Below are 17,969 nucleotides of genomic sequence, written 5' to 3' on the forward strand. Positions count from 1 at the left end.
CTGAAAACACTATCAATGGACCTCCTTCTCAAATGGCTGATGTGGATGTTGTGTGGCCTGTTGATCAGCAGCGGCGTCTCGGGGCAGACGTTCACCATCAGCGGCTACCTGCGGGACAGCACTAACGGCGAAAATCTTATTGGCGCTACCGTGGCGCTTAAAAATACCAACCAGGGCGTACAAAGTAACAACTATGGCTTCTATGCGCTGCAGGTAAGCCCTGGCGACCATGTCCTTATTTTCTCCTACCTGGGTTTCCAGCCGCAGGAACACACCGTGCATGTAGGCGCAAACCTGCACCTGGATGTGGAAATGGCACCCATCCAGTTCCAGGCGCAGGAAGTGGTGATCACGGAAAAGCGCAAGGATGCAAATGTGAAGAACACGGACATGGGCCGTATAGAGCTTAGTACCTCCCAGGCCCAGAAACTGCCGGCCCTCATGGGCGAAGTGGATATCCTCAAATCCCTGCAACTCATGCCGGGCATGCAAAGCGCAGGGGAGGGCAATGCCGGCTTTTATGTGCGCGGCGGTGGGCCGGATCAGAACCTGATCCTGCTGGACGAAGCGCCCATTTACAACACCGGCCACCTGTTTGGTTTCTTTTCCGTATTCAATGCAGATGCCATCAAAAGCACTACCCTCATTAAAGGCGGCATGCCGGCCAATTACGGCGGGCGCCTGTCTTCCGTGGTGGATGTGACCATGAAAGATGGCAACAATAAGCAGCTGCAAGGGGAGGGGGGCATCGGCCTCATTGCATCCCGGTTATCCCTGCAGGGGCCTTTAAAGAAAAACAAATCCTCCTTCATTATCTCCGGCCGCCGCACCTACATTGACCTGCTCACCAAACCTTTTATGGGCGGTAAGAACAATTACCACGGTACAGGGTACTATTTTTACGATTTCAATGCCAAGGCCAATTATATTTTTTCAGACAAGGACCGCGTGTACCTGAGCGGCTACCTGGGGCGCGATATCTTCACGTTCAACAACCGGGAAAAGAATTTTGCGGTGCACATTCCCTGGGGCAACTCCACGGCCACCCTGCGCTGGAACCACGTGTTCAACCAGCGCCTGTTCCTCAACACCTCTTTCCTGTACAACGATTATAAGTTTAATTTCACCGCTTCGCAGAACACGTTCAAAGTGAACCTGAACTCCGCCATCCGCGATTTCAACGGTAAAATGGATTTTGATTACTACGCAAATTTCAAGCACCACCTGAAGTTTGGGGGCAATTATATTTACCACACCTTCATTCCTTCGTCTGTTTCCGGCGGGCAGGACTCCACCGTGTACAACCCGGACAATCCGTATAAGAAGAACGCGCATGAAGGAGCCGTGTATGTGCTGGACGACTGGGAGATATCCAAGCGTATAAAACTCAATGTGGGCGTGCGTTACAGCGCCTATGAACAAATAGGGCCCTATAAGTATTACAACGAAAACGCCACCGGGCAGAAAACAGACAGCGTAGTGTATGGCAAGGGCAAGTTTGTGCAATATTATGGAGGCCTGGAGCCCCGCCTCACGCTGCGGTATGCATGGAACGACCAGAATTCCATCAAGCTGGCGTACAACCGCAACAACCAGTATGTGCACCTGGTGAGCAGCGCCGGTACTACGTTGCCCACGGATATCTGGGTGCCCAGCACCTACCATGTGAAGCCCCAGGTAGCAGACCAATATGCCGCGGGTTACTTTACCAATTTTATGGACAATGTATGGGAAGCCTCTGTGGAAGGCTATTACAAGACCATGCAAAACCAGATAGAATACCGGGACGGCTATACGCCGAGCGTGAGTGGTGACCCCGAACGGGATTTTGTATTTGGGAAAGGCTGGTCTTACGGAGCGGAATTTTTTGTGCGCAAGACCAAGGGAAAACTCACTGGCTGGATAGGCTATACCCTGGCCTGGACCTGGCGCCAGTTTCCCGACCTCAACGATGGCCGTAAATTCCCCGCCAAGTACGACCGCCGCCACGATCTCAGCGTAGTAGGCATGTATGACCTGGATGAGCATTGGAGCTTCTCGGGCGTTTTCATTTTTGCCACCGGCAATACCACCACGCTGCCGGAAAGTTTCTTTTTCCAGGAAGGCACACTGGTACAGCAAACCAACAGCATCAATTCCTACCGCATGCCCAACTATCACCGCCTGGACCTTTCCGCCATCTACAAACCACACCGGCACCCGGAGCGCCGTGTACAGGGCAGCTGGGCGTTCTCTATTTACAACGTGTACAGTCGCCAGAACCCCTACTTCCTTTACTTTGATCAGACGGGCAGTCCCTTTACCGGCGATTTGCGCATACAGGCCAAGCAGGTATCATTGTTCCCGATCATTCCCTCCGTTACCTGGAATTTTAAATTTTAACGCGTAAAAAAAACGGGCTGCAACTTTCACGTTGCGGCCCGTTTTTTTTATAAGAGATTGCGTTAAAAACGGGAATCTTCGCGCAGCCCGCGAATGCGTTTGCGCAGCCCCGGCACGTACAGCAACCCTACGATGAAGCCCGTTACCAGGCCGCCAATGTGGGCCGCATTATCAATGCCGGGAATAAGGCCAAAGGCCAGGTTATATCCCACGAAGAAGATCATGCTGCCCATGGTTACCCGGTCTATATGCGGGGAGGAAATGCGGGCTACCATCAGCGCAATGAGGCCGCCATACATGCCAAATACCGCCCCGGACGCGCCGGAACTTACCACATCGGGATGGATAAATATGCTCACTGCACTGGCCATGATGCCGGTGAGCAGGTACATGATGGCATAGCGTTTAGCGCCCAGCACCGGCTCCAGCACCACGCCTGCAAAGAGCAGGGCGTACATGTTGGAAAAAATGTGGATCAGGCCACCGCCATGCACAAACACGGCCGTGAGCATGCGGTAATACTGGTGCTGGATCAATACGGCATAACCGTTATTGGCACCCCACTGCATCAGCGTTTCAGAAGAAAAACCAAACAAGGCGCCGGTGCGGATCACCATGATGATAAATACCAGGATATTGAGGTCAATGATGATTGGCGTCACGAAATAGCCGGGGCGGGGGCGCAGGAAAAACAACGGGTTTGCCCGCGGGCGCACCGGGCGCAGGGGCCGCTCGTCCGGGTGGGGGCGGTAGGCAAAATGCTCGCCCCCCTGGCTGTACACCTGCACGGGGGCCTGGGTACCCTTTACTTCCGTCTGTAACATCAGGTAAAACACGCCTACGAGGCCCAGCACAAAACCCAGGGCCTGGTACATGGGCGGGTAGCCCATGCCCATGAGCACCAGGGGCAGGGCCATAGCCAGCGCGGCGGCAAAAAGCAGGTTGCCGGTGAGGGTGCTCTTGCTTTCCCGGTGTACCAGGCGCTTGGCCCGGGGGCGTAGCAGCAGGCAGGGGATCACCACCAGGAGCACGGGGCCCCACACCAGCATATCTTCCGTGATGGCTATTCCCGGCACATTGCGCAGGCGGTACAGCCCAAAAATGTAAAGGGCAATGAACAGCACCGCGGTGTACAGGAAAGGGAAAAAGAAAACTTTAAAACTGCCGGTCTTTGTTTGCATAGAAAAATCGAAAATAAACAGGCAGTAAATGTAGAGATTAATTTTAAAAGCCAACTGCGATGGTATAGCCGTAATGTTAATGTATCTTTAAAGTCTGTTGGCCCCTGGAAACCCCGTGAGCCCCGCCTTGGAAGGTTGAGACCGAAGCATTTTAATAACAACCTTTTTTTTCATAACTTCGCAGGCATTTAATTTTGGATCATGGGTGGCAAAGACCCATGGCTTTTAAACAGATATGATCAGTATTACTTTTCCGGATGGAGCAGTACGTCAGTACGAAGAGGGCGTTTCTGCATTGGACATTGCCAAGTCGATAAGTGAAGGACTGGCACGCAAAGTATTGGCCGCTAAGATCAATGGTGAGGTGTGGGACGCAACCCGCCCCATCAAGACCGATGCTACGCTGCAGCTCCTGACGTGGGATGACCTGGAAGGTAAATCTACATTCTGGCACTCCTCCGCCCACTTGCTGGCAGAGGCCCTGGAGGCCGTTTTCCCCGGCACCAAGTTCGGTATAGGCCCCGCTATTGAAAAAGGGTTCTATTATGACATAGACCTGGGCGACCGCCAGATCACCGAAGAAGACCTGCGTAAGGTGGAGGTGAAGATGGCGGAACTGGCTAAGAACAACAGCGTGTACCAGCGCAAGGATGTGGCCAAAGCCGATGCGATCGCGTATTTCACAGAAAAAAATGATCCTTACAAGATAGACCTCCTGCAAAACCTGCAGGACGGTTCCATCACCTTTTATACCCAGGGCAACTTCACAGACCTGTGCCGTGGCCCGCACATTCCCAACACCGGCTTTATCAAGGCTATAAAGCTCACCAGCATTGCCGGCGCTTACTGGCGGGGCGATGAGAAGAACAAAATGCTCACCCGCATTTATGGGGTGACCTTCCCGAACAATAAGGAACTGGAAGAGCACCTGTTCCTGCTGGAAGAAGCCAAGAAGCGCGACCACCGCAAGCTGGGCAAGGAACTGGAACTGTTCACCTTCTCCGAAAAAGTAGGCCTGGGGCTGCCTTTGTGGCTGCCCAAGGGCGCCATGCTGCGGGAGCGCCTGCAGTCTTTCCTGCAGAAAGCCCAGATAGAAAGCGGTTACCTGCCCGTGGTAACGCCCCATATCGGCAGCAAGCAGCTGTACGTTACCTCCGGCCACTACGAGAAGTATGGCAAAGACAGCTTCCAGCCCATCCACACGCCGGAAGAAGGAGAGGAGTTCCTGCTGAAGCCCATGAACTGCCCGCACCACTGCGAGATCTATAAAGCATCTCCCAAGTCGTATAAAGACCTGCCGGTACGCTTCGCGGAATTTGGTACCGTGTACCGCTACGAGCAGCATGGGGAACTGCACGGCCTCACCCGCGTGCGTGGCTTTACCCAGGACGATGCCCACCTGTTCTGCCGCCCGGACCAGGTGAAGGAAGAGTTCATGAAGGTGATAGACCTGGTGCTCTATGTATTTAAAAGCCTGAACTTTACCGATTATACCGCACAGATCTCCCTGCGCCACCAGACAGACCGCTCCAAGTACATTGGTACAGACGAGAACTGGAACCTGGCAGAGCAGGCCATCATAACCTCTGCAGCAGAAAAAGGTTTGAAGACCGTGGTCGAATATGACGAAGCCGCGTTCTACGGCCCCAAGCTGGACTTCATGGTGAAAGACGCCCTGGGCCGCAAATGGCAGCTGGGAACCATCCAGGTGGATTACAACCTGCCCGAGCGTTTTGAACTGGAATACATCGGGGCAGACAACCAGCGTCATCGCCCGGTAATGCTGCACCGTGCACCCTTCGGCTCCCTGGAACGCTTCATTGCCGTGCTGATAGAGCACGTGGGCGGTAAGTTCCCGCTCTGGCTGACGCCTACCCAGGTGAAGATCCTTCCCATCTCTGACAAGAGCCAGGCCTATGCAGAAAAAGTGGCAGATTTGCTGAAAAAGTCGGAAATTCGCGCAGAGATTGACGACCGGAACGAAAAGATCGGTAAGAAGATCCGCGATACCGAGCTGGCCAAAGTGCCGTACATGCTGGTATTAGGCGAGAAAGAGGCCGCCGAGAACGTAGTAGCCGTACGCCGTCAGTCAAAAGGCGACATAGGCACTATGCCCTTGGAACAATTCATCTCCCTGATCCAGGAAGAAGTGAACAGCCGCATTGCCGCCGAATAAGTTTTTTTGATGTGTAAAACAAAACACATAAAACTTTTATAAATTCGGGTACGCAAATTGCAGGTCATTTCACCGGCTCAGTTTCAAATTAATTCATCAGTAATTTTTTATTTTTCTTAATGCAACAAGGACCAAGACCAAGTTTTAATCGCCCTCCTGGCGGTCCAAACAATAACAATTTCCGTGGCCGCAATCCCAATTTCCGCAGGGAACAGCAGCAGGAACACCGTACAAACCGCATGATCCGCGTTCCGGAAGTGCGCCTGGTAGGTGAAAATGTAGAACCGGGTGTTTACCGCACCGAAGAGGCCCTGAGAATGGCCGAAGACCAGCAGCTGGACCTGGTGGAAATTTCCCCCAACGCTGCGCCCCCCGTTTGCCGCATCATCGATTACAATAAATTCCTTTACGAAAAGAAGAAGAAGGAAAAGGAAATGAAGGCGAACGCGCATAAAAGCGAAGTGAAAGAAATTCGCTTTACGCCGAACACCGATGACCATGACTTCGACTTCAAATCCAAACACGCAGAGAAATTCCTCCGCGAGGGTAACAAGGTAAAGACGTACGTGCAGTTCAAAGGCCGCGCTATCATGTTCAAGGAACGTGGTGAGCTGATCCTCCTGAAATTTGCAGAACGCCTGGCCGATGTAGGCACGCTGGAAGGCATGCCCCTCATGGAAGGTAAGCGCATGATCGTGATCTTTGCCCCCAAAACCGCCAAGAAGGCCGGTAAAGCCGGCAAGGACAAAGAAGCCAAAGAGCCGAAGGAACCCAAGGAAGCTAAAGAACCAAAAGCTTCCCCCGCTCCCGAAGCCACCACAGAAAGCAAACCCGAATAGGCTTTACTTGCAATATGAAACGCCAGGCAATCACATGCCTGGCGTTTTTTATTGGGGGCTGATTGTAGGGCCGGATAATGATTGCAGTTGCGCAACCGCAATCATCCAGCTAACTAATTATTTAACAGCTTCAACACCTTCTTCGCCCTGGACACTATGCCCGGTGTAGGCTCCTGCTCCAACGCATCTTCGATCAGCATCACTATTTCCCCCTTGATCTCCGGGTATTCCTTTGCCAGGTTTGCCAATACCGTCATGGAAAAGGCGCGCACAGCCACGGTCTCCTGTGGGTCTGCCAGGAAGATGAAGCATTGCTCCATCACCGCACCCTGAAGGTCTTCCGGGATATGCAACACCTGTAACACCCGCACCACGTTGCGTTTCACCGCCACCGGCAGGCCCGCCTCCTGCATGCGCGCCACCATGGCAGGCAGGTGTGGCTGCAGCAGGGAAGGCTGTTCATCGGCCACCAGGCTGATGATCCATGCAGCGCGTTGCACCACGCGGTATTCATCGTGCAGGAAGCATTCCATCAATTGTGCAAAGCGGGGCGCGGAGTGGCCTATCCAAGTGGCAATGGAGGCCATGTCCGGCTTTCCGCCTGCGTTGAGTATGCGGTCTCTTAATGTGGTCATATGCTAAAAGATACGTAAATTTAAAAGACTGTCTTCACCTTCAGAAACCATTGCCATTGTTAAGAAAAGAGCTTCGTATCATCATGATCTCGCTGGTGGTAAGTTTTGTACTTACGGCAGCCAAATTCATGGCTTACTTTCTCACACATTCCGTAGCCATCCTTTCGGATGCGCTGGAATCCATCATCAACGTAGTGGCCGGAGCTTTTGCCTGTTACAGCATTTACCTTACCGGCAAGCCTAAAGACGAGGACCATCCTTACGGGCATGGCAAGGTGGAATTTTTTTCCATCGGTTTTGAAGGCGCCATGATCTTCATTGCCGGCATTCTTATTTTATTCAAAGCCTTCCAGCATATTTTCCTGGACAAGCAGGTAGAAGATGTGAGCAATGGGCTTTGGATAGAAGCCGCCACCACACTGGCTAATCTCTGGCTGGCCCTTTTTCTCCGGGCCGCCGGCCGGCGCATGGCCTCCATTACCATCAGTGGTAACGGGCAGCACATCATGACGGATGTATACAGCAGTGGGGGGCTCATTGCCGCATTGCTGCTCATGCATTTTACCGGCTGGCAATGGGTGGACCCCGCGGTATCTTTTGTGCTGGGCATCGTGATACTGGTGAACGGCTACAGGCTGCTGCGGCGCTCCATCTCCGGCCTGATGGACGAAACAGATATGCAACTGGTGGATAAGCTTATCACAGTGCTCAATAACCACCGCCGCGATGCCTGGATAGATGTGCACAACATGCGTGTGCAGCAGTATGGGAATAACTACCATGTGGACTGCCATGTAACCCTGCCTTACTACCTGCCCCTGGTAGATGCGCATGAAGAAATGAAAAGCCTGGAAACCCTTGTCAATAAAGAGCTGGAGGGCCACGGGGATATGGAATATTTCATTCACGGTGACCCCTGCATTCCATCCTCCTGCAAGATCTGCAGGCTGGCAGAATGCCCGGTACGCAGCTTCCCCTTTCAGCACGCGGTCACCTGGACCCGGGAGAACGTGCTGCCAAACAAAAAGCACGGAAGCGAGGCCCCCGTGCTTTAGTGCAGATGATCTGTAAATACCTTATTTCTTTTTGGTAGTGGTCGTTTTCCTTTTGGCAGCAGTCGTTTTCTTTTTGGTGCTGGTGCTGCGGTGCACAGGCTTTTTAGCTGTGGGCTTCCGGTGAGTGCTGTGATGCACGGTGCTGGTCTTTTTCCTGGGTATTTTGGGTACCGGGGTAAGGATGGCGTTTTTCGCAGTATCAGCTTCCGTGATGGGCGCATCCGGAGCCGTGGTGGGCGTGCCCTCCGTGGCATCTTCTCCATCTTCCGCGGCATCTGCGTGGCCCAGTATTTCGCTGATGGGCGCTACTGCGTGGTAAATGCCGGTATTGTACTTATTGCCTAAAATAATGATGGTGGTAGTGTCTTCCACGAAGCGGGTAAACACCAGGTTGTTGCCATGCCACCAGCCGTTGTGGTACACGATCCTGGAACCATCGGGGTGCATCATGAGGTGCCACCCCAGGCCATAGTTGCGGATGCCGGGGCGCTCATGGCTGTAAGGCTTGTAGGCCTCGTCCAGGGTTTCCTGCTTAAAGAGGCGGCCGGAGTACAGGGCCTGGTCCCATTTCAGCATGTCCGGTACGGAGCTGTAAATGCCTTTATCGCCTATCACCCCATCAAAGTAAGTATCCGGCTCCATCCGGTTGCCCCGCATGGAAGTGGTCTGGTGGGGCAGCTTGGGCGCCGTGGGATTGTACACGAACGTCATGCCCATACCAATGGGATCAAAGAAGGTTTGCTGCAGGAAATCCGCATACTTCATACCGCTGGCTTTTTCAATGATGGTGCCCAGCAGCATAAAGTTAGTGTTGTTATACTCAAAGCCCCTGTTGGGCGGGCGGTGCACCGCCGGGCGGTTTTTTATCATCAGGTCTATCACGTCCTGGTTGCTCAGGAACTGGCCGTTGTCTTTCACCATTTGCCCGCAGAAGTAGAGGTAATTGGGCAGCCCGCTGCGGTGGTTGAGCAGCATGCGGATGGTAATGCCTTTATAGGGGAAGCCGGGAATGTAAGTCTGTACGCTGTCTTCCAGTTTCAGTTTTTCATGCTCCATTAGCCAGAGAATGCCCATGGCGGTAAACGTCTTTGATACAGAAGCCATCTGGAAGGTAGAGCTGTCTGTAATGGGCTGCTTACCCACCGGGTTTTCCACACCGTGGTATTGCTCAAAGAGCACCACGCCTTTCTTGGCCACCAGGATGCCGCCGTTGAAGCCGGTGCGCAGCAGTTGTTTATTATAAAATACGTCTAGTTCTTGCTGTAATTGTCTATTGCGGGGACGCTCCAGGATGGCTGCCTTTTCTTCAGGGCTCAGGTGGAGCGTATAAGTGGTATCTGCTATGGGAGGAGGAGCTGCGGTGACCGCCTTTTTGCCTTCGGCACTGTTTTGACAGCAGGTGCAGAACACCAGGCCGGACACCGTAAATAAAGTAAGAATCGGTTTCAATCGCTTCATGAACATGACAAGTGTAAAATAAACTGGCTTTTCTTAGAAAGCGCTAAATTTAGAACGAGACCGTTGGTTTGCCAAATAAAAATGCCCTATTTGCCCTGTTTTAAGGAATATTTAAGTAAAAAACATCGAAAATCTTTAAAAAACAGGGTATTCCACTAGGATTTTTGGAGATTATCGAATACTAAAACAGCTGTATTTGATTCCTCCCCAACACTTTTTAATTTTGTGGCCTCAAAGCCGGATTGAAGCATTTTTTATGCCAACCGGAGCACTGTCGAATCTCTTATCTCAATTAGTTTTTATGGATCAGCAAAAGCTTACAAGTTACCCGAAGGAAAAGATCAACATCCTGCTATTGGAAAACATCAGCGAGGCCGCAGCCCAGGAGTTTAAATCGGCCGGTTATGAGAATGTACGCAGGCTGTCGGGAGCTTTAAGCGAAGAGCAGCTCATCCAGGAGATCAAGGATGTACACCTGCTGGGCATCCGTTCCAAAACACAGATCACGCCCAAGGTACTGGAAGCCGCCAAGAAGCTCCAGGCCATCGGCTGTTTCTGCATTGGCACCAACCAGGTGAACATGAACTCCGCCAAAGCCCATGGGGTGGCGGTTTTCAACGCACCATACTCAAATACCCGCTCTGTAGCGGAACTGGTGATCGGGCTTTCTATCATACTCATCCGCCGCATTATTGATAAGAACAACGCCGCCCACAACGGTGTTTGGATGAAGGAAGCCAAGGGCAGCTATGAGTTGCGTGGCAAAACGCTGGGCATCATTGGTTATGGCAACATTGGCAGCCAGGTGAGCGTGCTGGCCGAAGCCCTGGGCATGAAGATCATTTACTTTGATACCGTGACCAAGCTGCCCCTGGGCAATGCTACCCAGATCCGCTCCCTGGAAGAGTTCCTGGGCAAGGCAGACATTGTATCCCTGCACGTGCCCAGCACGCCGCAGACCACGAATATGGTTACCGCCGACGTACTGGCCATGATGAAGCCCGGCGCCATTTTCATCAACTACGCCCGTGGCGAGGTGGTGGACCTGGACGCACTGAAGGCCTCCCTGGAAAGCGGCCACCTGAGTGGCGCTGCCATCGACGTATTTCCCGTAGAGCCCGAGAAGAACGGCGCAGCATTCTCCACACCCCTGCAAAAATTGCCCAACGTGATCCTTACGCCCCACATTGGCGGCAGCACCGAGGAAGCGCAACATAATATTGGCCTGGACGTGAGCGCCAAAATGCTGGCCTACCTGGAAACCGGCAACAGTTTTGGCTCCCACAGCGTGCCGGCCCTCAGTGTACCGGAGGTAGAGCATGCCCACCGCATCCTTCATATCCACGAGAACGTGCCCGGCGTACTATCTGCCATCAACACGGCCCTGTCTTCCAACAAGATCAACATCCTGGGTCAGTACCTGAAGACCAATGAACAGATAGGCTACGTGGTGCTGGATGTGGACAGCAACCTGAGTGCAGATGCACTGGCATTTTTGAAAGAGGTACCGCATACGATTAAGACGAGGGTGCTGTATTAAATCAGGTCTTGGGCCCTGGGCCTAAAGTCTTAGGTACATGGCCATGAAATAAATAAAAGCCCGTCCTGGTTCAACCGGGACGGGCTTCGTCTTTTAACCTGCCACCCACTTCAGCTCCACCATATCCCGTGTACTGTCTGTGAGCTTAAAACGGTTATCAATGCGTAGGCCGGCTATCCATACAATGCGTTTGTTGCTTTCCACCACCCACACCTGTTCCTTACGGGCCAGGGAAAGTTTTTGGTCAATGAAGAAGCGGCTGAGTTTTTTCTTTTTGGTCATGCCCAGGGGGTAGAAATAATCACCGGTTTTCCATTTGCGGAGCAGCAGCGGAAACTTCAGTTGGGATGCGTCCAGGCAGGCCACCAGTGGGTTTTGGGCATCGGTGGGTAGCTTGCCATGGTAAGGTGTTGCAGGGCTGACATGCAGGGTGCCATCGGCGGTAGCCGCTTTGGTACCGGCATGGTCTATTACGTAAATATTGTTGTCCGTAGCGGTGTGTGGCAGGATGAGGAGCCAGGCCCGGTTACGCAGGATGCGGTGTGTGGGCGTGTCTACAAAGTGGCCGGATTCCGCCTGCAGCAGTTGCAGCACATGCGTGGTTTGCGCAGGCGTGCAGCCAAAAGGGGCAAACAGCTCAAATGCAATGGTATGGAGCGGTACCGCTTTTTGCAGTTTCAGTACGGACACCTGGAAATGAGGGCCCACCTGCACCAGTAATTTTTTGCGGTGCCATGCTATGGCCTGCTGGTACAGCTGCTCCGCCTCGCGGAAATGCCGGATGCTCTGGCCCATGTTGGTCACCGCCTGCGGAAACACTTCCTGGATGGCGGGGATCACATGCTGGCGGAAGTGATTACGTGTATACTTATCCGTTAGATTGGAGCTGTCTTCTACAAACGGGCGCCCGTCCAGGTAGGTGAGGAGGGAGGCTTTATCCGTGAAAAGCAGGGGGCGCACCAGCTTTCCCTGCCGGGGCAGTATACCGTGCAAACCCGCTATGCCCGTGCCTTTGCTCAGGTTCATGAGCAGGGTTTCCACATTATCCTGCAGGTGGTGGGCGGTGGCAATGTAGTCGTATGCTTCCTGTGCGCGCACTTGTTCCAGCCAGTCGTACCGCAGCTGGCGGGCCGCCACCTGTATGGATATTTTGTGTCGTTCCGCGTAAGACAGGGTTTCAAATTCAATGGAGAAAAAAGGTACATCCAGTTGCAGGGAAAGCGCTTCCACAAAATGGGCGTCGCGGAGGGACTCTTCTCCCCGCAATTGGAAGTTGCAATGGGCCATGCCAAAGCGCAGGCCTGCCGCTTTGAAGAGGTAGGCCATGGCCACAGAATCGGCCCCGCCGCTTACGGCCAGCAGCACGGTTTGCGACGGGTTGAACAGGTTTTCCTGTTGGACGTATGATCGGAATTGAGTGATGAGCATTGGTTAGTTATGGGTCTTAAGTCGTAAGTCTTAGGTCTTAGGTCTTAGGTCCTAGGTCCTAGGTCTTAGGTCCTAGGTCCTAGGTCTTAAGTCCTAGGTCTTAAGTCTCAGGTCTCAGGTCCTGGATTACTGAATAAACAATAACATACCGGTACCTAAGACCTAAGACAATTAATGATCGCTGAATAAACAACATAAACGTATCTAACATACCGGTACCTAAGACCTAGGACAATTAAGATGATCGCTGAATAAACAACGCAAATGTATTTAACATACCGGTACCTAAGACTTAGGACCTAAGACCTAGGACAATTCAATATATTAAATCCTCCAGTGCCGACTGCAATTCGTTGTACGCGTGCCTTTCCTGCTTTTCTTTCGCTATGGCCATGCCTTTTTCATACACTTCCTGCGCAGCGTCCTTTTCTCCCTGGCGCTCCAGCAATTTTCCCAGGTGGTAATAAGACCCGGTGTAGCCCGGATCGTGGGCCAGCACGGATTCAAAGAGACGGCGGGCGCCGGTGTCATCGTTGTGTTTAATATACTCCAATGCCAGTGCGTGCTGCAGGAAGCTATCCTGTGGTTCGGTCTCCAGCATTTGTTTGAGTTGGGAAATTCGGTCTGCCTGCATGCTCCGGATAATTTATTCAACGCTTGCTCATATACCCAAATAGGATATATTTGCCCATACCGCGTTTAATCAATAAAACAGTTAAAGGTCATGAAGATTTTAGTTTGTATCAGCAAAACTCCCGACACAACTGCAAAAATAGCGTTCACCGACAACAACACGAAATTCAGCGAGGCCGGCGTACAGTTCATCATTAACCCCTATGATGAATGGTATGCGCTGGTGCGTGCGCTGGAGATCAAAGAAGCCACTGGTGCCACCCTGCACCTGGTGACCGTGGGCGGTGCAGACACTGAGCCCGTGATCCGCAAGGCCCTGGCCCTGGGCGGAGATGAGGCGTTCCGCATTAACGGCGACAGCCAGGACAGCTATTACATTGCCGCGCAGATAGCTGCCCATGCGGAGCAGCAGGGCTACGATATTATTTTTACCGGCAAAGAAACGATCGACTTCAATGGATCGGGCATTGGCGGTATGGTAGCAGAAATGCTGCAGCTGCCCTACGTTTCCATTGCCGCAAAATTTGACCTGGACGGCACTACGGCCACCATCCGCCGGGAGATTGAAGGTGGGGAAGAAGAGGTGCAGGTGAGCCTGCCCGTGGTGGTAAGCTGCCAGAAAGGAATGGCGGAAGCCCGTATTCCCAACATGCGTGGCATCATGGCTGCCCGTACCAAGCCCCTCACGGTAACAGAGCCGGTAGCTGCAGAAACCCTGACCAGCATTGTCAGCTTCGAGCTGCCCCCCGCCAAGGCAGGTGTGAAGCTCGTTCCAGCAGACAACCCCGCTGAGCTGGTACGTTTGCTCCATGAAGAAGCGAAGGTGATTTAAGTTGAGTGTGAATGGTTGATCGTACCCGGTTGACCCCACCTTTAGCTGATAACAATTAACTTTTAACGCTTAACGATTAACCGTTAACTTAAAACCCTGATCAATGTCCGTTTTAATATTCGCAGACCAGGCAGAAGGCGTTGTAAAAAAGAGCGCGCTGGAAGCTGTTCAATATGGGGCTAAAGTTGCCCAGTTACTCAACACTACTGCTTCCGCCATTGTACTGGGAGCCGCGGACGACGCTTCCCTGGCCGCTTTGGGCAACTATGGCGCCAGCAAGGTGCTGCACGCCACAGCTGCTGCTTTGAAAGAAGTGGATGCCGCGGTGTACACCCAGGTGATAGCGGCAGCTGCTGCACAGGAAGGCGCAGACGTGCTGATATTCCCCTTCAACTTTGATGGCCGCGCCATCGCACCCATGGTAGCCGCCCGCCTGAAGGCCGGCCTGGTGACCGGGGCCATTTCCCTGCCCGATACCAGCAACGGTTTCGTAGTAAAAAAGAACGTCTTTTCCGGCAAGGCCTTTGCTAGCGTAAACATTAGCGCCGCAAAGAAAGTGGTGGCGGTAATGCCCAACACTTTTGCACTGGAGCCCACCGGCAACACGGCGGAGGTAGTACCCTTTGCTACGGAGATCCCCGCCGCCAAAGTAAAAGTGCTGAAGCGCGAGGTGATCACCGGTGAAGTGCCCCTTTCCGAAGCCACCCTGGTGGTGAGCGGTGGCCGCGGGTTGAAAGGGCCTGAAAACTGGGGGCTGGTAGAAGACCTGGCCAAGGCGCTGGGCGCCACTACCGCCTGTTCCCGCCCCGTGGCGGATGCCGGCTGGCGTCCCCACCATGAGCATGTGGGACAGACAGGGCTGACCATCCGCCCTAACCTGTACATTGCCATTGGCATTTCCGGCGCCATCCAGCATCTGGCCGGTGTGAACGGCAGTAAGGTGATCGTGGTGATCAACAAAGATCCGGAAGCGCCCTTCTTCAAAGCGGCAGACTACGGCATTGTAGGCGATGCTTTTGAAGTAGTACCCAAGATCACGGAAGCCGTGAAGGCCTTGAAATAAAGATCACCAGGGCTGCCTGGAAAACCGGATCCGGCATTTTCCAGGAACCCGGGAAACCCGGAACTTTTCAACCAAAGCGCCGCTATAAGAAATGCGGCGCTTTGATAAGGAAAATGGAGAAGGTACTGAAACAGAATGTCTTCCGCGGGAGCGCCGGCAACCGGCAAATAGCGGCTGGTTTTATTTCAGGCTTTTATTTACTTTTTTGTGTGGAAACGTGTAGTATTCAAGGTTATACGCCGCAGATATTTTCACATGCCAAATTATTTTGCTAACTTCACGGTTCTACTAACTATCAGCGACAACGCGAGCCAATATGAGAAAAATAGAACTGGAAATTGTAGCCTTGTCTCACAGCATTACGCAAACACATTCGTATGCGGTGGTACTGGGCGAAGTGAATGGATTGCGCCGGTTACCCATTGTAATCGGTGGATTTGAAGCACAAGCGATTGCCGTGGCGTTGGAAAAAATGCAACCCAGCCGCCCGTTGACCCACGACCTGATGAAGAACTTCATGACGGCGTTCAGCATTGAACTGCATGAAGTAGTGATCAGCAACCTCCAGGAAGGCATCTTTTATTCCAAGCTGGTATGCAGCAGCCACGATGAAACCATTGAAATAGATTCCCGCACTTCCGATGCGCTGGCGCTGGCCGTCCGCTTCGGTTGTCCCATTTATACATACGAGAACATCCTTAACAGTGCCGGCATCCTGCTGGACGATACCACCGGGAAGAAGGCCGGCAAGCCTTTGTCGCCCACTATTTCGGAACATGAGAAGGGTGCAGAAGACAACCTGCATGCCATGAGCCTGGAAGACCTGAACACCTTGCTGGGCGAGGTACTGGAGCAGGAAGATTATATCCGGGCCATCACTATCCGTGATGAGATCAATAGCCGTAAGAACGCCCTGTAAGCGCTATAAAAGACCCGCCCGCGCGGGCTATCCATTATCCTATGACACCTTTATTCCATGCTCACCTTTCCTAACTGCAAGATTAATCTGGGCCTGCACATCACAGGCAAGCGGGCCGACGGGTTCCATGACCTGCAAACCGTTTTCTATCCACTGCCGTTGAAAGACGGACTGGAAGTAATAACGGCCGCGGCCAGCACCACCTTTAGCAACAGCGGCCTTCCCGTGCCCGGCGATAGTGCGGACAACCTGGTGCTCAAAGCTTATCATCTTTTACAAAAGGATTTTCCCGCCATCCCGGCCGTGCAGGTGCACCTGCACAAACATATCCCCATGGGCGCCGGCCTGGGGGGCGGCTCTGCCGATGCTGCTTTCATGCTGCAACTGCTGAACCGCAAATACCGCCTGCAGCTGGAAGAGCCCACGCTGCTGACCTATGCGGCCCAGCTGGGCAGCGACTGCCCCTTCTTTATCCGCAACAAACCGGTGTATGCCACCGGCAGGGGAGAAGTGATGGAAGACATAGACCTGCAGCTGGATGCATATTCCTTCCTGCTGGTGTACCCGGGCATACATGTGAACACCGGCTGGGCCTTTGGCCAGGTGAAACCACAGCAGCCGGCAGCCTCCCTCAAAGAGGCCATCCGCCAACCCATAAAGGAGTGGAAACACAGTATCAGCAACGACTTTGAAGCCCCCGTGCTCAAAGCCCACCCCGCACTGGGCGACATCAAGGCACAGCTGTACAAACACGGGGCCCTGTACGCCGCCATGAGTGGCAGCGGCTCCGCCATGGTAGGCATTTTTGAGAAACATGCCTTCCCCGCGGTAACATGGGACCCGGCCTACCGGGTATTTAAGATCAATTGATTTACAGGTAAGTACTTTTTAGAAGGAAGGGTCCTGGTGTTTGCTTCTTGGAGTAAATGCCGGGGCTTTTTTGTGACTGGATAGGGAATAATATGCCATCCTGGGAGCGTTTGGAGCCATATGCCTGTGCCTGCGCATTTTGAGGCATAGCCCCAAACAACAAAGCCGGCACCTTGTAAGGCACCGGCTAAATCGGTATGTGCAATAAAGTAAAACCTTATTTTACGGAAGCTACCAGGCTCTTGAACGTTTCCGGCTCATTCATAGCCAGATCAGCCAGTACTTTTCTGTTCAGGTCCACGTTCTTTTCAGACAGTTTGTGGATGAATTCAGAATAGGTGATACCTTCTGCACGGGCGGCCGCGTTAATACGGGCGATCCACAGCTGGCGGTAGTTTCTTTTCTTTAATTTGCGACCTACATAGCTATAAGTCAGGCCTTTTTCAAGGACGTTCTTTGCTACGGTATATACATTTTTACGTTTACCGTAAAATCCTTTCGCTTGCTTTAAGATTTTTTTGCGGCGAGCTCTGGAAGCTACTGCATTTACTGAACGAGGCATTGTTGCTCTGTTTTACTCAGGTTAGATAAATTGATTATAATTAGCGAAGACAGAGCATTCTTTTTACCAGGTTCAAGTTAGCTTCGCTAACCATGCTGCTGCCTCTCAGGTGGCGTTTACGTTTGTTGCTCTTCTTGCTCAACAAGTGACTTTTAAAAGCTTTATATCTTTTAATTCTTCCGCTCCCGGTCACTTTGAACGTCTTTTTAGCACGGGAATGAGTCTTAACTTTCGGCATTGTAATTATTTAATTTGGTCTGCAAAGGTAGGGAATAAAATTATATATCGCTCATATCTCCCCAAATAATTATACACAGTGCCCCAATGTGGATAAATGTCCTGAAATTTTCCCAAACCCCAAGCACCTGATATTCAATAGCTCCGTCCGGTAGGGCT

Annotated in this window: 16 protein-coding genes; 9 read left to right on the top strand and 7 right to left on the bottom strand. The window is 52.5% G+C overall.

Going from position 1 to position 17,969, the window contains the following annotated elements:
- Window positions 1-15 precede the first annotated feature (15 nt).
- Window positions 16-2,382 (top strand): TonB-dependent receptor, encoded by a 2,367-nt coding sequence (locus DCC81_RS22615; protein WP_108688936.1) that lies wholly within the window; start codon window positions 16-18, stop codon window positions 2,380-2,382.
- A 62-nt stretch (window positions 2,383-2,444) separates the two neighbouring features.
- On the opposite strand, the gene DCC81_RS22620 is transcribed toward DCC81_RS22615, so the two are convergent.
- On the bottom strand, window positions 2,445-3,563 hold the full coding sequence (locus tag DCC81_RS22620; protein WP_133177772.1) for a rhomboid family intramembrane serine protease: 1,119 nt from the start codon (window positions 3,561-3,563) through the stop codon (window positions 2,445-2,447).
- Between the two features lie 235 nt (window positions 3,564-3,798).
- Between DCC81_RS22620 and thrS the strand changes: the two genes are divergently transcribed.
- Both thrS and infC read left to right on the top strand, forming a co-directional pair.
- Window positions 3,799-5,739 carry a threonine--tRNA ligase gene (thrS, locus tag DCC81_RS22625; RefSeq protein ID WP_108688938.1) on the top strand — a complete coding sequence of 647 codons (1,941 nt, stop codon included), beginning with the start codon at window positions 3,799-3,801 and terminating at the stop codon, window positions 5,737-5,739.
- Between the two features lie 119 nt (window positions 5,740-5,858).
- Window positions 5,859-6,578, top strand: a complete 720-nt coding sequence (gene infC, locus DCC81_RS22630) for a translation initiation factor IF-3 (protein ID WP_108688939.1) — start codon at window positions 5,859-5,861, stop codon at window positions 6,576-6,578.
- Between the two features lie 113 nt (window positions 6,579-6,691).
- Here infC and DCC81_RS22635 read toward each other — a convergent pair whose 3' ends face one another.
- A complete protein-coding gene (locus tag DCC81_RS22635; RefSeq protein WP_108688940.1) occupies window positions 6,692-7,213 on the bottom strand; it encodes a hypothetical protein in 522 nt (173 codons plus the stop codon).
- Between the two features lie 56 nt (window positions 7,214-7,269).
- Between DCC81_RS22635 and DCC81_RS22640 the strand changes: the two genes are divergently transcribed.
- Entirely contained in the window at window positions 7,270-8,268 is a 999-nt protein-coding gene (locus tag DCC81_RS22640; RefSeq protein ID WP_108688941.1) for a cation diffusion facilitator family transporter, read from the top strand.
- 21 nt (window positions 8,269-8,289) lie between these two features.
- Here DCC81_RS22640 and DCC81_RS22645 read toward each other — a convergent pair whose 3' ends face one another.
- Window positions 8,290-9,726, bottom strand: a complete 1,437-nt coding sequence (locus DCC81_RS22645; RefSeq protein ID WP_108689295.1) for a serine hydrolase domain-containing protein — start codon at window positions 9,724-9,726, stop codon at window positions 8,290-8,292.
- A 301-nt stretch (window positions 9,727-10,027) separates the two neighbouring features.
- Between DCC81_RS22645 and serA the strand changes: the two genes are divergently transcribed.
- Window positions 10,028-11,266 carry a phosphoglycerate dehydrogenase gene (serA, locus tag DCC81_RS22650; RefSeq protein ID WP_108688942.1) on the top strand — a complete coding sequence of 413 codons (1,239 nt, stop codon included), beginning with the start codon at window positions 10,028-10,030 and terminating at the stop codon, window positions 11,264-11,266.
- Between the two features lie 93 nt (window positions 11,267-11,359).
- Here the strand turns inward: serA and tilS are convergent, their stop codons facing one another.
- Together tilS and DCC81_RS22660 are read right to left on the bottom strand one after the other, a co-directional pair.
- Window positions 11,360-12,694 (bottom strand): tRNA lysidine(34) synthetase TilS, encoded by a 1,335-nt coding sequence (gene tilS, locus DCC81_RS22655; RefSeq protein ID WP_108688943.1) that lies wholly within the window; start codon window positions 12,692-12,694, stop codon window positions 11,360-11,362.
- A gap of 316 nt (window positions 12,695-13,010) precedes the next feature.
- Entirely contained in the window at window positions 13,011-13,328 is a 318-nt protein-coding gene (locus tag DCC81_RS22660) for a tetratricopeptide repeat protein (protein WP_108688944.1), read from the bottom strand.
- 90 nt (window positions 13,329-13,418) lie between these two features.
- Here DCC81_RS22660 and DCC81_RS22665 point away from each other — a divergent pair, with 90 nt between their 5' ends.
- The 4 genes from DCC81_RS22665 to ispE all read left to right on the top strand — a co-directional run bounded on the left by DCC81_RS22665 (window position 13,419) and on the right by ispE (window position 17,011).
- Entirely contained in the window at window positions 13,419-14,159 is a 741-nt protein-coding gene (locus DCC81_RS22665; protein ID WP_108688945.1) for an electron transfer flavoprotein subunit beta/FixA family protein, read from the top strand.
- Between the two features lie 103 nt (window positions 14,160-14,262).
- The gene (locus tag DCC81_RS22670) at window positions 14,263-15,222 is read left to right on the top strand and encodes an electron transfer flavoprotein subunit alpha/FixB family protein (RefSeq protein WP_108688946.1); all 960 of its coding nucleotides are present in this window, start codon (window positions 14,263-14,265) and stop codon (window positions 15,220-15,222) included.
- Between the two features lie 316 nt (window positions 15,223-15,538).
- Window positions 15,539-16,141 carry a bifunctional nuclease family protein gene (locus DCC81_RS22675; protein ID WP_108688947.1) on the top strand — a complete coding sequence of 201 codons (603 nt, stop codon included), beginning with the start codon at window positions 15,539-15,541 and terminating at the stop codon, window positions 16,139-16,141.
- 57 nt (window positions 16,142-16,198) lie between these two features.
- Entirely contained in the window at window positions 16,199-17,011 is an 813-nt protein-coding gene (gene ispE, locus DCC81_RS22680; RefSeq protein WP_108688948.1) for a 4-(cytidine 5'-diphospho)-2-C-methyl-D-erythritol kinase, read from the top strand.
- A gap of 217 nt (window positions 17,012-17,228) precedes the next feature.
- Here ispE and rplT read toward each other — a convergent pair whose 3' ends face one another.
- Window positions 17,229-17,573: a 50S ribosomal protein L20 gene (rplT, locus tag DCC81_RS22690; RefSeq protein WP_108688950.1), complete on the bottom strand. Its 345-nt coding sequence runs from the start codon at window positions 17,571-17,573 to the stop codon at window positions 17,229-17,231.
- A 40-nt stretch (window positions 17,574-17,613) separates the two neighbouring features.
- Window positions 17,614-17,811, bottom strand: a complete 198-nt coding sequence (gene rpmI, locus DCC81_RS22695) for a 50S ribosomal protein L35 (protein ID WP_108688951.1) — start codon at window positions 17,809-17,811, stop codon at window positions 17,614-17,616.
- Window positions 17,812-17,969: the final 158 nt, after the last annotated feature.

It is taken from the genome of Chitinophaga parva, assembly GCF_003071345.1.
In the GTDB taxonomy this organism is placed as follows: domain Bacteria; phylum Bacteroidota; class Bacteroidia; order Chitinophagales; family Chitinophagaceae; genus Chitinophaga; species Chitinophaga parva.

Bases quoted from the DNA above. Each gene is read 5' to 3' on its own strand.
- DCC81_RS22615 (WP_108688936.1), top strand. From the start codon at position 16: ATGGACCTCCTTCTCAAATGGCTGATGTGGATGTTGTGTGGCCTGTTG.
- DCC81_RS22620 (WP_133177772.1), bottom strand. From the start codon at position 3,563: ATGCAAACAAAGACCGGCAGTTTTAAAGTTTTCTTTTTCCCTTTCCTG.
- thrS (WP_108688938.1), top strand. From the start codon at position 3,799: ATGATCAGTATTACTTTTCCGGATGGAGCAGTACGTCAGTACGAAGAG.
- infC (WP_108688939.1), top strand. From the start codon at position 5,859: ATGCAACAAGGACCAAGACCAAGTTTTAATCGCCCTCCTGGCGGTCCA.
- DCC81_RS22635 (WP_108688940.1), bottom strand. From the start codon at position 7,213: ATGACCACATTAAGAGACCGCATACTCAACGCAGGCGGAAAGCCGGAC.
- DCC81_RS22645 (WP_108689295.1), bottom strand. From the start codon at position 9,726: ATGAAGCGATTGAAACCGATTCTTACTTTATTTACGGTGTCCGGCCTG.
- serA (WP_108688942.1), top strand. From the start codon at position 10,028: ATGGATCAGCAAAAGCTTACAAGTTACCCGAAGGAAAAGATCAACATC.
- tilS (WP_108688943.1), bottom strand. From the start codon at position 12,694: ATGCTCATCACTCAATTCCGATCATACGTCCAACAGGAAAACCTGTTC.
- DCC81_RS22660 (WP_108688944.1), bottom strand. From the start codon at position 13,328: ATGCAGGCAGACCGAATTTCCCAACTCAAACAAATGCTGGAGACCGAA.
- DCC81_RS22665 (WP_108688945.1), top strand. From the start codon at position 13,419: ATGAAGATTTTAGTTTGTATCAGCAAAACTCCCGACACAACTGCAAAA.
- DCC81_RS22670 (WP_108688946.1), top strand. From the start codon at position 14,263: ATGTCCGTTTTAATATTCGCAGACCAGGCAGAAGGCGTTGTAAAAAAG.
- DCC81_RS22675 (WP_108688947.1), top strand. From the start codon at position 15,539: ATGAGAAAAATAGAACTGGAAATTGTAGCCTTGTCTCACAGCATTACG.
- ispE (WP_108688948.1), top strand. From the start codon at position 16,199: ATGCTCACCTTTCCTAACTGCAAGATTAATCTGGGCCTGCACATCACA.
- rplT (WP_108688950.1), bottom strand. From the start codon at position 17,573: ATGCCTCGTTCAGTAAATGCAGTAGCTTCCAGAGCTCGCCGCAAAAAA.
- rpmI (WP_108688951.1), bottom strand. From the start codon at position 17,811: ATGCCGAAAGTTAAGACTCATTCCCGTGCTAAAAAGACGTTCAAAGTG.